The organism is Paractinoplanes lichenicola (assembly GCF_016785085.1).
GTDB lineage: Bacteria > Actinomycetota > Actinomycetes > Mycobacteriales > Micromonosporaceae > Actinoplanes > Actinoplanes lichenicola.
Map to the genome: position 1 here is coordinate 1 of NZ_JAENHO010000018.1, position 13,969 is coordinate 13,969.

Sequence of the window (13,969 nt, forward strand, 5' to 3'; positions counted from 1 at the left end):
CCGGCCAGCCCCGGGCAGACGGCTCGTCAGCCCGGCCAGCCCCGGGCAGACGGCTCGTCAGCCCGGCCAGCCCCGGGCAGACGGCTCGTCAGCCCGGCCAGCCCCGGGCAGACGGCTCGTCAGCCCGGCCAGCCCCGGCTAGACGGCTCGTCAGCCCGGACAGCCCCAATGCCCCGTCCCGCTCGGGCCGCGCTGAATGTAGTGAGCTGGACCAATGTCTTGCCGCCCGCAGTTATCCACAATCCGGAGTTATCCACAGTCGCCCCGTTGCTCGACCGCCAAGATCAGCCCAGTTCGATAAAATCGGTGAGGGTGGAGGCCCCCGGTGGGGTGGGCCTATGTTGACTACGTAGGGCCATGATCACTGAGCTCGGCCTGGACTGCTCGGTCTACGTCAGGTCGTCCGGGGTGAAGTCTTTCTTCTCGACCAGCACCAGCCAATTGCCGGTGTTGTCGCGCATGACCGCCTCCACCCCGTACGGCCGCTCCGCCGGCTCCTGCAAAAACTCCACCCCGGCCGCCGCCAGCTCCGCGTGCGTCTTCCGGCAGTCGTCGACCCGCAGCCCGAAGCCGCCCATCTGCCCCGCCTCCAGCTGTCCCCGGATGAAATCCGCGGCCTTGGGCGACAGCGGCGGCCCCGGCGTCATCAGGGTCAGTTCGAGCTCGGGCTGGTTGGGGTGGGCCAGCGTGACCCAGCGCAGTTCCCCCATCCGGGCGTCCACCCGGGGCTCAAAACCCAGGTGCCGGACGTAGAAGTCGCGGGTGGCGTCCTGGTCGAGGCAGTACACGGTCATCAGCGAGACGTTGAGAATCATGGTTCGACGCTAGGGCGTACGGGGTGGGAAGACTTCTCCGGAATTGCGTTGTGCATGAAGAGCCAGCACCCGGGGATGCGCGGCGCCCCGGCCGCATAACGCCGCTGGTAGGCGCGCGGGCTCTCACCCACCAGCGCCCGGAAACGGGACGAGAAGGACCCCAGGGAGGCGAAGCCGACCGCCATGCAGACCTCGGTGACGGTCAGATTCGCGTACCGGAGCAGCTCCTGAGCCCTGGCTATGCGACGGCGCGACAGATATCGCATCGGAGTTTCCCCGTACGCGGCCTGGAACGCCCGTACGAGATGGAAGCGCGACATGCCGGACAGTGCGGCCAGGCCGGTCAGCGTGAGCGGCTCCGCGCTGTGGCGGTCGATGTGGTCACGCACCCTGCGCAAGGCGAACACGGCCTGAGCCTAAGGTGAGAAACGTGAACATCGGAGTGCTGGCCCTGCAGGGCGACGTGCGGGAGCATCTGGCCGCGCTGGCCGAGAGTGATGTGCTGGCCCGGCCGATCCGGCGGCCCGAGGAGCTGGCCGACGTCGAGGCCCTGGTCGTGCCGGGTGGGGAGTCGACCACCATCAGCAAGCTGGCCGTGTCGTTCGGGCTGCTCGATCCGATCCGCAAGAGGATCGCCGACGGGATGCCGGTCTACGGGTCCTGCGCGGGCATGATTCTGCTGGCCACGAAGGTGCTGGACGGGCGGCCCGATCAGGAGTCGTTCGACGGGATCGACATGACTGTGCGGCGCAACGCGTTCGGGCGGCAGGTCGACTCGTTCGAGGGTGACGTCGCGATCGACGGTATCGAGGGCGGGGATTTTCACGCCGTCTTCATCCGTGCGCCATGGGTCGAGGAGGTCGGCGGCGACGTGCGGGTGTTGGGCCGCGTCACGGACGGGCCGGCCGCCGGTAGGATTGTCGCCGTTCGGCAGGGGAACCTGCTCGCCACGGCTTTCCACCCGGAGCTCACCGGCGACCTTCGCGTCCACCGGTACTTCGTCGAGATGGTCCGCCAGGCCGTAGACGCTTAGGTACGACACGGAGGTTTCGCATGTCCGGCCACTCAAAATGGGCGACGACCAAGCACAAGAAGGCCGTCATCGACGCCAAGCGCGGCAAGATGTTCGCCAAGCTCATCAAGAACATCGAGGTCGCCGCGCGTACCGGTGGCGGGGATCCGGCCGGTAACCCCACCCTCTACGACGCCATTCAGAAGGCGAAGAAGAGCTCGGTCCCCAACAACAACATCGACAACGCGGTCAAGCGGGGCTCGGGCCTCGAGGGCGGCGGCGCCGACTGGCAGACGATCATGTATGAGGGTTACGGCCCGAACGGTGTCGCCCTGCTGATCGAGTGCCTCACCGACAACCGCAACCGCGCGGCGACCGAGGTGCGCACGGCGCTGACCCGCAACGGCGGCACGTTCGCCGACGCCGGCTCGGTGTCCTACCTGTTCAACCGCAAGGGCGTCGTGATCGTCCCGAAGGGCGGCCTCAGCGAGGACGACCTGATGCTGGCCGTGCTCGACGCGGGCGCCGAGGAGATCAACGACCTCGGTGACTCGTTCGAGGTCGTCAGCGAGCCGACCGACCTGGCCGGGGTGCGCACCGCGCTCAAGGACGCCGGCATCGAGTACGACTCGGCCGAGTCCCCGCTGCTGCCGACGATGTCCGTCCCGCTCGACGAGGAAGGCGCGCGCAAGCTGATGAAGCTGGTCGACGCCCTCGACGACTGCGACGACGTCCAGGAGGTCTACCCCAACGCGGAGATCAGCGACGAGATCATGGCGGCCATCGACGCCTGACAACACAGACAGTATGGTGGCGGGGCCGGTCAGTGATCGGCCCCGCTTCGCCGTCTCGGGGGTGTGACCTGCCATGTCCGGGCTCTCGCTGCCGCCCATCGAGGATCTCGAGATCGACGACCTCGCGGCGCTGCCCAAGCCCTACCGCTACGAGCTGCGCGAGGGCAATCTCGTGATCGCCGCGCCGTCCAGCTTCTGGCACAAGGTCATGGCCCGCCGCGTCCTGCTCATGCTGCACGCGTCAGGCCTCAACGTCTTCCAAGATCCCGGCGTACGGGGGGATCGGCCGCGCGACAACCGCGTTCCCGACCTCGGCGTCGTCTCGCGCCTGCCGGCCGGCCTGGCGACGTATTCCAACCTGCCCGCCAGCTCGTTCAGCCTGGTCGTCGAGATCGTCTCCGAGGGCGCGGCGAACGGCGAATACACCGACAAGGCCGCCTGGTACGGCGAGCACGGCATCCCGGAGTACTGGATCGTCGACCGCACCCCCGACCGGGCCGACGACGACGCCTTCGTGTTCGTGCACCGGCTGCTGCTGGCCGGCGGCGAACCGATCTACGGCAGGGAACGCAACGTGCTGCTCTCCGAACTCGAGGCGGAGTATCCCGATATCGCGGTCGGCTAATGTCGCCCGTCGATATCTCAGCGGTCTTTCAGTAATCCACCGAGAGCCACTGCATGGATTGAATCAGGGTGGCGATGAGAAGCACCCCGAACGCGATCCGGCGGCCCACGGCGTGCCACTGCTGACGCCGGTACGCCTGACACCACGCGATCCCGGCGTCGGCCCGCGAGACCACCCCGCCGCGGATCGTGCCCGGGATCAGTTCGGCCTTGCGCAGGGCCAGGCTGCCGCCCCGGCGATAGAGCGCGGGGGAGTAGGCGGGCGGCGGCAGCACCCGTACGTCGATCTCGTAGATCTGGTCGTCGCGCCACTGCTTCGTACGGACGGCCAGGCGGTGCTGCATGTATTCGCGTACGGCGTGGGGCCGCCCCAGCAGGCGCCGGCGCCACGACAGGCGGCGCCAGTGACCGGCGACGTCGGCCAGCACGTCCATGTAGATGTGTGCGGCCTCGGCATCCCCGCCGACCAGCCGGTTCGTCTCACGGCGCAGGTCGTCCAGGTGGGTCGCGACGAAGGTGACGTAGCCCGGTGGCGGCTCGTCATCCATGGGTGGAACGAGATACATCACTCACCCCCGCCCCTCATCGTCGAGGCGTGTCGCCGCCGGGCGCAAGAGGGCGGGGTATTAGGGTGTCGAACACACGTACGTGAGGCAGGGGAGGTCCGTGGTGCGCGTGCTCGGAATCGACCCGGGTCTCACCCGCTGCGGGGTCGGGGTCGTCGAGGGCGTGCCGGGCCGGCCGTGCAAGCTGGTCGGCTATTACGTGGTCTACACCGACCCCGGCGACGACATCTCGCTGCGCCTGCTGCATCTCGACCGTTCCCTGGCCGAGCTGGTGGCCGAGCACAAGCCCGACAGCGTCGCCGTGGAACGGGTGTTCTCCCAGCACAATGTCCGTACGGTCATGGGCACGGCCCAGGCCAGCGCGGTTGGTGTGCTCTCCGGCGCGCGGGCCGGGCTCCCCGTCGAGACGTACACGCCGAGCGAGGTCAAGGCGGCCGTCACCGGCTCCGGCACGGCCGGCAAGGCCCAGGTGACGGCGATGGTCACGCGGCTGCTGTCGCTCGACGCGCCGCCCAAGCCGGCCGACGCGGCCGACGCGCTCGCGCTCGCCATCTGCCACATCTGGCGCGGCGGCACCCGCGCCAGGATTCAGGCGGCCGCGGTGGCTGCCGCTCGTAAGGGGGCCCGGAGAAGATGATTGCCAGCGTGCGCGGCGTAGTGGCGGCGATCATGCCGGACGGCGCGGTCATCGAGGTCGGCGGCGTCGGCCTGCAGGTGCAGTGCGCCCCCGGCACCCTGGCCAATCTCAAGGCCGGCGCCGAGGCCCGCCTGGCCACCAGCATGGTGGTGCGGGAAGACTCGCTAACCCTGTACGGCTTCGCCGACGACGACGAGAAGCACCTGTTCGAGCTGCTGCAGACGGCCAGCGGGGTCGGCCCCCGGCTGGCCCAGGCCGTGCTGGCAGTGCACCAGCCCGAGACCGTACGCCGGGCGATCGCCGGGGGCGACCTGGCCACGCTGACCCGGGTGCCCGGCATCGGCAAGAAGGGCGCCGAGCGCATGGTGCTCGAGCTGCGCGACCGCATCGGCCCGATGCCGATCGCCGACGGCGGCCCAGCCGGGGTGCTCAACGGCGCCTGGCAGGATCAGGTGCGCCAGGGCGTGCTCGCGCTCGGCTGGTCCGCCGCCCAGGCCGACCAGGCGGTGGCCGCGGTCGCCGAGGGCATCGACGGCGACGTCCCGCCCGTGCCCGTCTTGTTGCGCCAGGCCATCCGGCTGCTGGGCAAGGCCCGATGAGCGACCTGGTCTCGGCCGACGCCGGCGACGACGAGCTCGACGCCGAGGCGAGCGTCCGCCCGCGCCGCCTGGCCGACTTCATCGCCCAGCACCGCGTCCGCGACCAGCTCGAGCTCCTCCTCAAGGGCGCGATGGGCCGCGGCACCCCACCCGACCACATCCTGCTCTCCGGGCCGCCTGGCTTGGGTAAGACCACACTGGCCAACATCACCGCCGCTGAGCTGGGGACGAGCATTCGGACGACCAGCGGGCCGGTGATCGAGCGGTCGGGGGATCTGGCCGCGATCCTGACCAGCCTGGGTCCGGGTGACGTGTTGTTCATCGACGAGATCCACCGCATCGCCAAGCCGGCCGAGGAGCTGCTCTACAGCGCGATGGAGGACTTCCGGGTCGACGTCATCGTGGGCAAGGGGCCGGGGGCGACCGCGATCCCGATCGACGTCGAGCCGTTCACGCTGGTCGGGGCGACGACGCGGGCCGGGCTGCTGTCGGGGCCGATGCGCGACCGGTTCGGTTTCGTAGCGCATCTCGACTTCTATTCGCCCGAGGATCTCGACTCGCTGCTGCACCGGTCGGCCCGCATTCTCGGGGTGCCGATCACCGCGGGCGGCGCGGCCGAGATCGCGGGTCGCTCGCGAGGCACCCCGCGTATTGCGAATCGCCTGCTCAGGCGGGTGCGAGACTTCGCCGAGGTGCGCGCCGACGGGGTCGTGACCGAGGAGACGGCGCGCGCCGCGCTCAAGGTGTACGACGTGGACGCTCTGGGTCTCGACCGGCTCGACCGGGCCGTGCTGCGTGCGCTGATCGAGTCGTTCAAGGGCGGCCCGGTCGGTCTGTCCACGCTGGCGGTTGCCGTCGGCGAGCAGTCCGACACCGTCGAGGAGGTCTGCGAGCCTTTCCTCGTACGGGCGGGGCTGCTCGCGCGCACGCCGCGCGGGCGGGTCGCGACCGAGGCGGGCTGGGCGCACCTGGGAAAGACACCGCCGTCCGGCACGATCCAAGGTGATTTGTTCGCACGGGATGCATGAAATCCCCTCGTAATGCGAACGTGATGTGTGCCGCATTCGGACTTCCCAGGTTGACCGATTAGACTCGCCGCGGTTCAACCCGGGATGTGCTTATCGCCCCGGTGCGCGTGATCCGCGCCGCCGGTGGCCAACGGAAGGCTTTAATTCGTGATTCAGGCAGCCGAGGCATCCGGCGGTGGCAGCTTCACGCCGCTGCTCCTCATCGTTCTGCTCTTCGCCGTGATGTATTTCCTGATGATCCGGCCGCAGCAGAAGCGGCGCCGTGAGGCTCAGCAGATGCAGAATGCCCTGGGCCCGGGTGACCGCATCGTCACCATCGGCGGCCTGCACGGCACGGTCGTCTCCGTCGACGACGACGTTGTGACCCTCGACATCGCCGACGGCGTCCACGTGCAGTTCGCCCGCCCGGCGATCGCCCGCGTCCTGCCCGCCGAGTCCGCCGTTCCCGTCGCGGAGGAGATCGAGGAGCCCCTCGAGCCCGCGGTGGAGGAGCCGGTTGTCGACCCGGTGACCGATACGCGTAAAAAGGACTGACGTTAGTCCCTACGGGCCGGCCCGCGGCGACTCATAGCCGCCGGGCCGGTTCGTCGGGTGTGCGCGGACCCAGCCGCGTGAGCTTGACCGACCAGACCAGACCAAAGCCGTAAGACACAGGGAGACCGAAGCCGTGGCACGACCACCACAGGGACAGATGCATCCCGGACGGCAGCTAGCCGTGCTCGGCGGAATCTTCGTAGTCCTGTACCTGCTGGTTTTCTTCACGGGCGGTGCGAGCGGAAGCTTCACCGACCGTCTGCACCCCAAGCTCGGCCTCGACCTGGTGGGTGGCACCCAAGCCACATACATCGCGTCGGTGCAGGGCGGCCAGGTGCCGTCGAAGGAAAGCATGGAGCAGGCCCGCAACATCATCGAGAACCGGGTCAACGCGCTCGGCGTCTCCGAGGCCGAGGTTGTCATCCAGGGCAACAGCAACATCGTGGTCTCGCTCGCGGGCAAGGCCGACGACCAGCTCAAGGACCTGTCGCAGGCCGCGCAGATGCGGTTCCGGCTGCTGATCGGCACGACCGGTGACGTCTCCTCGGTCGCCCTGAACCCGCCGTCGGCCCAGCCCAGCGCGGCTCCGTCGGGCAGCGCCCCGGCCTCGGCCCCGGCCGCCCCGGGCGGCAGCGCGCCCGCCGCCACCAGCAGCCCGTCGTCGGGTGGCCAGGGCGGCGGCGAGCTGGCCAAGGCCCCGACGCCGACCCCGACCCCGAGCGCGTCGGCCTCCGCGAGCGCCGAGGCGCCGGCCACGCCCGCCCAGCAGGCCGAGCGGGCCGACGTGGAGAAGAAGGTCGGCGCCGCCGCGTGGGCCGCGGCCGAGAAGCTGACCGCCCCGGTCGACCTGAGCAGCAACCCCGAGGCCGGCAAGCAGTTCGCGAACTTCGCCAAGCTGACCGGCCCCGAGGTCGGCACGCTGCCGGCGCAGATGCAGTTCAACGTGCCGACGATCAGCTGCAAGCAGCTCGACGACCGGCCGAACGGCACGATCGACGACGTCAAGTCCGAGGCCGCCGTCTGCTATCAGAGCGCCAAGGTGCTCCTCGACAAGGCCGAGGTCGTCGGTGACGACATCTCCAAGGCCAGCCCGCAGATCGAGCAGCAGTCCGGCCAGTGGGTCGTCTCGCTCGACTTCAAGAGCGAGGGCTCGGCCAAGTGGGCCGCGCTCACCCGCAAGGCGTACGAGGCCACCCAGAGTGACCCGTGCTTCGTGGCCGCCCAGTCGCTCTACGGCCAGGTCGAGCACTGCGCCGTCGCCGTGGTGCTCGACAAGACCGTGGTCTCGGCCCCGCAGATCCAGGGCGTGCTCAGCGGCACCTCGCAGATCACCGGCCAGTTCAACGCGGGCTCGGCCAAGCAGCTGGCCGACCAGCTCAACTTCGGCGCGCTGCCGGTCACCTTCACCTCGGGCCCGGCCCAGACGGTGTCGGCCACCCTGGGCATCCAGCAGCTGCAGGCCGGTCTGCTGGCCGCCGCGATCGGCATGGGCCTGGTCGCGATCTACGCGTTCTTCTACTACCGCCTGCTCGGCTCCGTCATCTTCCTGAGCCTGATCATCTCGGGTCTGCTCACGTTCGGCGCGCTGGTCGTGCTGGGCCGGTCAATGGGCTTCACCCTGACCCTGGCCGGTATCGCCGGCTTCATCGTGTCGTTGGGTGTCGCGGCCGACTCGTTCGTCATCTACTTCGAGAGACTCAAGGACGAGATCCACGAGGGTCGAAGTCCGCGCAGTGCGGTGCCCCGAGCCTGGGTCCGCGCCCGGCGTACGATCATCTCGGCCAACGCGATCACGATCCTGGCCGCGGTCGTGCTCTACATCGTCTCGGTCGGCGCGGTGCAGGGCTTCGCCTTTGCGCTGGGTCTGTCGACGGTTCTGGACCTGCTCGTGGTGTTCCTCTTCCGTCACCCGATCATGACGATGTTCGCGAGCACCAAGGCGTTCCTGTCGCCGCGGGTCAGCGGTCTCGGCCGCGTCCTGCGCCGCGCTTCGACCGACCCCAAGGAGGCCTGACATGGCCCGCGAAGGTCTCGCCGCCCGCTTGTACGCGGGTGAGGCAAACGTCAACATCATCGGCAAGCGGAAGATCTGGTTCGCGATCGCCGCCGCGCTGGTGCTGCTGTCGATCGGCAGTTTCGCGATCAACAAGTTCCACCTGGGCATCGAGTTCGCCGGTGGCACGTCGTTCAGCGTGCCGGCCAAGGTCGGCGAGGGCCGCACGCTGACCCAGGCCGAGGCGTCCGACGCCGTCGAGCGGGCGATCCAGTCGGTCGACCCGGGGGCCGAGATCGGCGCCGCCCAGGAGGTCTCCGGCCTGGGCAGCAACGAGGCGCGGTTCACGGTTCGCGCCTCGGCGATGACCGCGCAGCAGGCCGAGCAGGCCAAGGCGGCTCTGGTGGAGGACCTCGGCGTGCCGTCCGAGGAGATCAGCGACGACCAGGTGTCGGCGGCCTGGGGTGGTCAGGTGACCCAGCAGGCCCTCCTCGGTCTGGTCATCTTCCTCGTGCTGGTGATGGTCTATCTGGTCGTCCGGTTCGAGTGGCGGATGGCCGTGGCCGCCATCTCGTCGCTGCTGCTCGACCTGATCGTCACCGCCGGCATCTATTCGCTGGTCGGCTTCGAGGTCACGCCGTCGACGGTGATCGGCTTCCTGACGATTCTCGGTTACTCGCTGTACGACGTGGTCGTGGTGTTCGACAAGGTGCAGGAGAACACCCGCGGCATCACGGCGGGCAGCACGCGCACCTACAGCGAGGCCGCCAACCTGGCGGTCAACCAGACCCTGATGCGCTCGATCAACACCGGTCTGGTGGCGTTGCTGCCGGTCGGCGGTCTGCTCTTCATCGGCGCCGGCCTGCTCGGCGCGGGCACGCTGAAGGACCTCGGCCTGGTGCTGTTCGTCGGCATGGGCCTCGGCGTGCTCTTCTCGATCATGTTCGCGGCGCCGGTCCTGACCGCCCTCAAGGAGCGCGAGCCCAAGATCAAGGCGCACACCGCCCGGGTGCTGGCCCGGCGGGCCGCGGTCCGCTCCGGCGATGTGGCCCCGCGCCCCGAGCGCACCGGCCGCAACGCCAACGCCACCGACACGGACGAGGAGGCGCCGGCGCTCGCGTCGTCCGCCCCGCGGCCCGGTTCGCGGCCCACCGGCAAGCGCAACACCAACCGGGGCGGACGTCCCGGTGGCGCCGGGCCCCGGCCCAGCGGCGGCAACAAGCGGCGATAAGGACAAGGTGTGACAGCGGGGGCGGCCGGGATGCGGCCGCCCCCGCTGTCGTTAGGCTGGCGCGGTGACAGATGAGATCCCCCGCGCCACCGGCGACAGCGGCCGCGACCTGGCCGCCGTCGTGCTCGGCGGCACGATCGACGTGCCGGATTTCCCCAAGCCGGGCGTCGTCTTCAAGGACCTGATGCCGCTGTTCGCCGACGGGCGGGCCTTCCACGAGGTGATCGACGGCATCGTCGGGCACTACGGGCCCGAGTCGTTCGACGTGGTGGCCGGCGTCGAGGCGCGCGGTTTCGTGGTGGCGGCCGCCATCGCGTACGCGACCGGGGTGGGCGTCGTGCCGGTGCGCAAGGCGGGCAAGCTGCCGCGGCAGGCCCTCTCGGCCTCGTACGAGCTCGAATACGGCGAGGCGGTCCTCGAGGTGCACGAGGACGCGTTCATCGCCGGTCAGCGCGTCCTGGTGGTCGACGACGTGCTCGCCACCGGGGGCACGGCCGGGGCCGCCCTCGAGCTGGTGGAGCGGGCCGGCGGCACGGTCGTCGGCTTCACCGTGCTGATGGAGCTGGCCTTCCTCAAGGGCCGCGAACGCCTCAGCCCCCGTACGGTCCATGCGCTGCTGACCGTTTCCTGACCCTTTGCCCGGCCGCCGCCGCTCTTTCGGAGGTTCGGCCGGGCCATCCGGGAAGAGTGTGCGGGTAGGATGGCGTTCCTAACCAGGTGACCAACCCTGGCATTGGTGGACTTCTCCGGCCGGAGACGACCGGCGAGGTCCCGAGCGATGGTGTGAGGAGGCCGGTGTCCAGCGACGTCGTCCCTCCGGCGGAGGGCACGGTGCAGCCGACCGAGGACTCACAAGACGGCAAGGGCGCCGCGGTGCCCGCCGACGAGGCACGGCCGGCCGAGGTCTCTGACCCCGATGTCACCCAGCCGATGCCGCCTGCCGACGGTTCGGCGGGCGGGTTCGGGCTGGCCAGCGCGCCGACCGGGCGCCGGGTGCGAGCCCGCCTGGCCCGGTTCAACGCGCCGTGGCAGAGCACCCAGGTCAGCGAGGTTCTCGAGCCGCTGATCGCCACCCACCGGGCGAGCCACCCCAAGGCCGACGGCCGCATGCTCCAGCGTGCGTTCGACGTCGCCGCGCGGTGGCACTCGGGTCAATACCGTAAATCCGGCGACCCCTACATCACGCATCCGCTCGCCGTGGCGACGATCCTGGCCAACCTCGGCATGGACACGACCACCCTGGTGGCGGCCCTGCTGCACGACACGATCGAGGACACCGACTACTCGCTCGAGTCGATGCGCACCGATTTCGGCCCCGAGGTCGCGCTGCTGGTCGACGGTGTCACCAAGCTCGACCGGGTCAAGCTGGGCGACGCGGCCAAGGCCGAGACCATCCGCAAGATGGTGGTCGCGATGGCCAAGGATCCGCGGGTGCTGGTCATCAAGCTGGCCGACCGCCTGCACAACATGCGCACCCTGACCTTCCTCCCGCGGCCCAAGCAGGAGCAGAAGGCCAAGGAGACGCTCGAGATCCTGGCCCCGCTGGCCCACCGCCTCGGCATGAACACGATCAAGTGGGAGCTCGAGGACCTCGCGTTCGGCACGCTCTTCCCGAAGCGGTTCGAGGAGATCAACCGCCTCATCGGGGAGCACCAGCCGCAGCGTGAGGCGCTGCTGCGCCAGGTGACCAACCGGGTCAGCCTCGACCTCAAGTCCGCGAAGATCAAGGCCGAGACGACCGGCCGCCCCAAGCACCTCTACTCGATCTATCAAAAGATGATCGTGCGGGGCCGCGACTTCAACGACATCTACGACCTCGTCGGCGTCCGCATCCTGGTCGACACGGTCCGCGACTGCTATGCCGCGCTGGGCGTCATCCACGCGAACTGGCAGCCCGTGCCGGGCCGGTTCAAGGACTACATCGCGATGCCGAAGTTCAACATGTATCAGTCGTTGCACACGACGGTGATCGGCCCGACCGGCAAGCCGGTCGAGATGCAGATCCGCACGTTCGCGATGCACCGCACGGCCGAGTTCGGCATCGCCGCGCACTGGAAGTACAAGGAGCAGAAGGGCGCGACGATCGTCGGCCCGCCGGCTCACATCGACGAGATGACCTGGCTGCGGCAGCTGCTCGACTGGCAGCGCGAGGCGAGCGACCCGTCGGAGTTCCTCGACGCCCTCCGGTTCGACCTGTCGAGCCAGGAGGTGTACGTCTTCACGCCCAAGGGCGACGTCATCCCGCTGCCCACGGGCTCGACCCCGGTCGACTTCGCGTACGCGGTGCACACCGAGGTCGGGCACAAGTGCATCGGCGCCCGGGTCAACGGCAAGCTCGTGCCGCTCGAGTCGACGCTGTCCAACGGCGACGTCATCGAGATCTTCACGTCGAAGTCGTCGAACGCCGGCCCGACGCAGGACTGGCTCGGCTTCGTCAAGAGCCCCCGCGCCCGCACCAAGATCCGGCAGTACTTCAACAAAGAGCGCCGCGAAGAGGCGATCGAGGTCGGCAAGGAGGCGATCGTCAAGGCGATGCGCAAGCAGGGCCTGCCCCTGCAGCGCATGCTGACGAACGAGAACCTCACGACGATCGCCCGCGACCTGCACCTGCCCGACGTCGCCTCGCTCTACGCGGCGATCGGCGAGAGCACGGTCTCGGCCCAGTCGGTCGTGCAGAAGCTGGTCGCCGGGTTCGGCGGCGAGGAGGGCGCGGTCGAGGACATCGCCGAGACCGCCGTCGCGACCCGGCCGCCGCGCAACCGCAGCACGGCGCAGGACCCGGGCGTGGTGGTCAAGGACGTCAGCGACGTGTGGGTCAAGCTGGCCCGCTGCTGCACCCCGGTGCCCGGCGACGCGGTGTTCGGCTTCGTCACCCGCTCGGGCGGCGTCAGCGTGCACCGGGAGGACTGCGCCAACGCGGAGGACCTGCGCGACCAGGTGGAGCGCGTCGTCGAGGTGACCTGGAAGCCGACCAGCGCGTCGACGTTCCTGGTGGCCATCCAGGTCGAGGCGCTCGACCGGCACAAGCTGCTGGCCGACGTCACCCGGGTGCTGTCGGAGGAACGGGTCAACATCCTGTCGGCCACGGTCACCACGACCCGCGACCGGGTGGCCGTCAGCCGGTTCACGTTCGAGATGGCCGACCCGAAGCATCTGGGCCACCTGGTGGCCGCCGTGCGCAAGGTCGACGGCGTCTTCGACGCGTACCGGGTCACTTCAGGAGCATGAAAAAGCGGGGCCTCCGAGTGGAGGCCCCGCTTCCCGAAATCCCTGTTACGCGGCGGCCATGGTCAGCTGCTTGATGGTGACCTCCTTCTTCGGGTGGCCACCGCCCGCCTGCTGCGCGAACGCGCCGTCGTCGCCCGCCTTGACCACGTCCTTGACCAGGTCGAGGCCCTCGGTGATCGTGCCGAGCAGCGTGTAGTTCGCCGGCAGCTGGGTGTCCTCCGAGACGATGAAGAACTGGCTGCCCGTGCTGCCGGGCTGACCGGTGTTGGCCATCGCGATCGACCCCGCCGGGTACGGCTTCTGGGTGTCGGTCGGCAGGTTCTCCTCGCTCATGGTGTAGCTCGGGCCGCCCTGACCGTCGGTCTCCCGCCAGCCCTTGCCGGTCGCGAACGGGTCGCCGCACTGCAGCACCTTGAACGTCGCCTCGTTGACCAGGCGGTGGCACTTCGAGTTGTCCCAGAACTTCTTGCTCGCCAGGAACTCGAAGCTGGCCGCCGTGCACGGCACCTTGGTCTTGTCGACGGACGCCTTGATGACGCCCAGGTTGGTGTTCATGGTCAGCACGTCGCTGCCCGTGTTGGCCGCGGTGGCCGGCGGGGTGCCGACGTCCTTGACCTTGCCGCCGCCGCCCGGGTCGGGCGTCCACGTGCAGGCGACCTGGCCCGCGGGCACGCTGCTGGCGGCCGTGGAGTCGGCGGGCTTGTCGTCGTCACCGAGTGCGGTCACGATCCACACCGCGGCGCCCGCGATCAGCACGACGGCGATCGCGGAACCGATGATGGCCTGCTTCTGCCGGCGCTTGCGAGCGGCCGCGGAGCGCTCGGCCATCTCCTTCTCGAGCCGGGCCCGCGCCGCCGCGCGCTGCCGGTCCTTGATCGACGACACGGTGTTCCTCCTGCTGAATATGT

Annotated in this window: 15 protein-coding genes; 11 read left to right on the forward strand and 4 right to left on the reverse strand. The window is 69.6% G+C overall.

The window, feature by feature from the left end; all coding sequences use genetic code 11:
- Positions 1-389: 389 nt before the first annotated feature.
- Together JKJ07_RS43670 and JKJ07_RS43675 are read right to left on the reverse strand one after the other, a co-directional pair.
- The gene (locus tag JKJ07_RS43670; protein WP_202997936.1) at positions 390-815 is read right to left on the reverse strand and encodes a VOC family protein; all 426 of its coding nucleotides are present in this window, start codon (positions 813-815) and stop codon (positions 390-392) included.
- On the reverse strand, positions 812-1,222 hold the full coding sequence (locus JKJ07_RS43675; RefSeq protein WP_202997937.1) for a helix-turn-helix domain-containing protein: 411 nt from the start codon (positions 1,220-1,222) through the stop codon (positions 812-814). The genes JKJ07_RS43670 and JKJ07_RS43675 overlap by 4 nt, the downstream gene beginning before the upstream one ends.
- Positions 1,223-1,245: 23 nt before the next feature.
- Here JKJ07_RS43675 and pdxT point away from each other — a divergent pair, with 23 nt between their 5' ends.
- The 3 genes from pdxT (at position 1,246) to JKJ07_RS43690 (ending at position 3,246) form a co-directional block, all read left to right on the forward strand.
- Positions 1,246-1,848, forward strand: a complete 603-nt coding sequence (gene pdxT / locus JKJ07_RS43680; protein WP_202997938.1) for a pyridoxal 5'-phosphate synthase glutaminase subunit PdxT — start codon at positions 1,246-1,248, stop codon at positions 1,846-1,848.
- 20 nt (positions 1,849-1,868) lie between these two features.
- Positions 1,869-2,621, forward strand: a complete 753-nt coding sequence (locus JKJ07_RS43685) for a YebC/PmpR family DNA-binding transcriptional regulator (RefSeq protein WP_202997939.1) — start codon at positions 1,869-1,871, stop codon at positions 2,619-2,621.
- A 73-nt stretch (positions 2,622-2,694) separates the two neighbouring features.
- Positions 2,695-3,246: a Uma2 family endonuclease gene (locus JKJ07_RS43690; RefSeq protein ID WP_202997940.1), complete on the forward strand. Its 552-nt coding sequence runs from the start codon at positions 2,695-2,697 to the stop codon at positions 3,244-3,246.
- A 28-nt stretch (positions 3,247-3,274) separates the two neighbouring features.
- Here JKJ07_RS43690 and JKJ07_RS43695 read toward each other — a convergent pair whose 3' ends face one another.
- Positions 3,275-3,793, reverse strand: coding sequence for a hypothetical protein (locus tag JKJ07_RS43695; protein WP_202997941.1), 519 nt, complete (start codon positions 3,791-3,793; stop codon positions 3,275-3,277).
- Between the two features lie 121 nt (positions 3,794-3,914).
- On the opposite strand from JKJ07_RS43695, the gene ruvC reads away from it, so the two are divergent.
- The 8 genes from ruvC (at position 3,915) to JKJ07_RS43735 (ending at position 13,061) form a co-directional block, all read left to right on the forward strand.
- The gene (gene ruvC / locus JKJ07_RS43700) at positions 3,915-4,448 is read left to right on the forward strand and encodes a crossover junction endodeoxyribonuclease RuvC (protein ID WP_202997942.1); all 534 of its coding nucleotides are present in this window, start codon (positions 3,915-3,917) and stop codon (positions 4,446-4,448) included.
- On the forward strand, positions 4,445-5,047 hold the full coding sequence (gene ruvA, locus JKJ07_RS43705) for a Holliday junction branch migration protein RuvA (RefSeq protein ID WP_202997943.1): 603 nt from the start codon (positions 4,445-4,447) through the stop codon (positions 5,045-5,047). Before ruvC ends, ruvA begins: the two co-directional genes overlap by 4 nt.
- Positions 5,044-6,075: a Holliday junction branch migration DNA helicase RuvB gene (gene ruvB, locus JKJ07_RS43710; protein ID WP_202997944.1), complete on the forward strand. Its 1,032-nt coding sequence runs from the start codon at positions 5,044-5,046 to the stop codon at positions 6,073-6,075. The genes ruvA and ruvB overlap by 4 nt, the downstream gene beginning before the upstream one ends.
- Positions 6,076-6,222: 147 nt before the next feature.
- The gene (yajC, locus tag JKJ07_RS43715) at positions 6,223-6,609 is read left to right on the forward strand and encodes a preprotein translocase subunit YajC (RefSeq protein ID WP_202997945.1); all 387 of its coding nucleotides are present in this window, start codon (positions 6,223-6,225) and stop codon (positions 6,607-6,609) included.
- Positions 6,610-6,766: 157 nt separating this feature from the next.
- Positions 6,767-8,623, forward strand: a complete 1,857-nt coding sequence (gene secD / locus JKJ07_RS43720) for a protein translocase subunit SecD (RefSeq protein WP_202997946.1) — start codon at positions 6,767-6,769, stop codon at positions 8,621-8,623.
- 1 nt (position 8,624) lies between these two features.
- Entirely contained in the window at positions 8,625-9,833 is a 1,209-nt protein-coding gene (gene secF / locus JKJ07_RS43725; RefSeq protein WP_202997947.1) for a protein translocase subunit SecF, read from the forward strand.
- 64 nt (positions 9,834-9,897) lie between these two features.
- Positions 9,898-10,464, forward strand: a complete 567-nt coding sequence (locus tag JKJ07_RS43730; RefSeq protein WP_202997948.1) for an adenine phosphoribosyltransferase — start codon at positions 9,898-9,900, stop codon at positions 10,462-10,464.
- Positions 10,465-10,628: 164 nt separating this feature from the next.
- Entirely contained in the window at positions 10,629-13,061 is a 2,433-nt protein-coding gene (locus JKJ07_RS43735; protein ID WP_202997949.1) for a RelA/SpoT family protein, read from the forward strand.
- 45 nt (positions 13,062-13,106) lie between these two features.
- Here the strand turns inward: JKJ07_RS43735 and JKJ07_RS43740 are convergent, their stop codons facing one another.
- Positions 13,107-13,946: a peptidylprolyl isomerase gene (locus JKJ07_RS43740; protein WP_202997950.1), complete on the reverse strand. Its 840-nt coding sequence runs from the start codon at positions 13,944-13,946 to the stop codon at positions 13,107-13,109.
- Positions 13,947-13,969 lie beyond the last annotated feature (23 nt).

Excerpts from the sequence above, each read along its gene's own strand:
- JKJ07_RS43690 (WP_202997940.1), top strand. The coding sequence starts at position 2,695 with ATGTCCGGGCTCTCGCTGCCGCCCATCGAGGATCTCGAGATCGACGAC.
- JKJ07_RS43695 (WP_202997941.1), bottom strand. The coding sequence starts at position 3,793 with ATGGATGACGAGCCGCCACCGGGCTACGTCACCTTCGTCGCGACCCAC.
- secD (WP_202997946.1), top strand. The coding sequence starts at position 6,767 with ATGCATCCCGGACGGCAGCTAGCCGTGCTCGGCGGAATCTTCGTAGTC.
- ruvB (WP_202997944.1), top strand. The coding sequence starts at position 5,044 with ATGAGCGACCTGGTCTCGGCCGACGCCGGCGACGACGAGCTCGACGCC.
- JKJ07_RS43670 (WP_202997936.1), bottom strand. The coding sequence starts at position 815 with ATGATTCTCAACGTCTCGCTGATGACCGTGTACTGCCTCGACCAGGAC.
- JKJ07_RS43685 (WP_202997939.1), top strand. The coding sequence starts at position 1,869 with ATGTCCGGCCACTCAAAATGGGCGACGACCAAGCACAAGAAGGCCGTC.
- ruvA (WP_202997943.1), top strand. The coding sequence starts at position 4,445 with ATGATTGCCAGCGTGCGCGGCGTAGTGGCGGCGATCATGCCGGACGGC.
- secF (WP_202997947.1), top strand. The coding sequence starts at position 8,625 with ATGGCCCGCGAAGGTCTCGCCGCCCGCTTGTACGCGGGTGAGGCAAAC.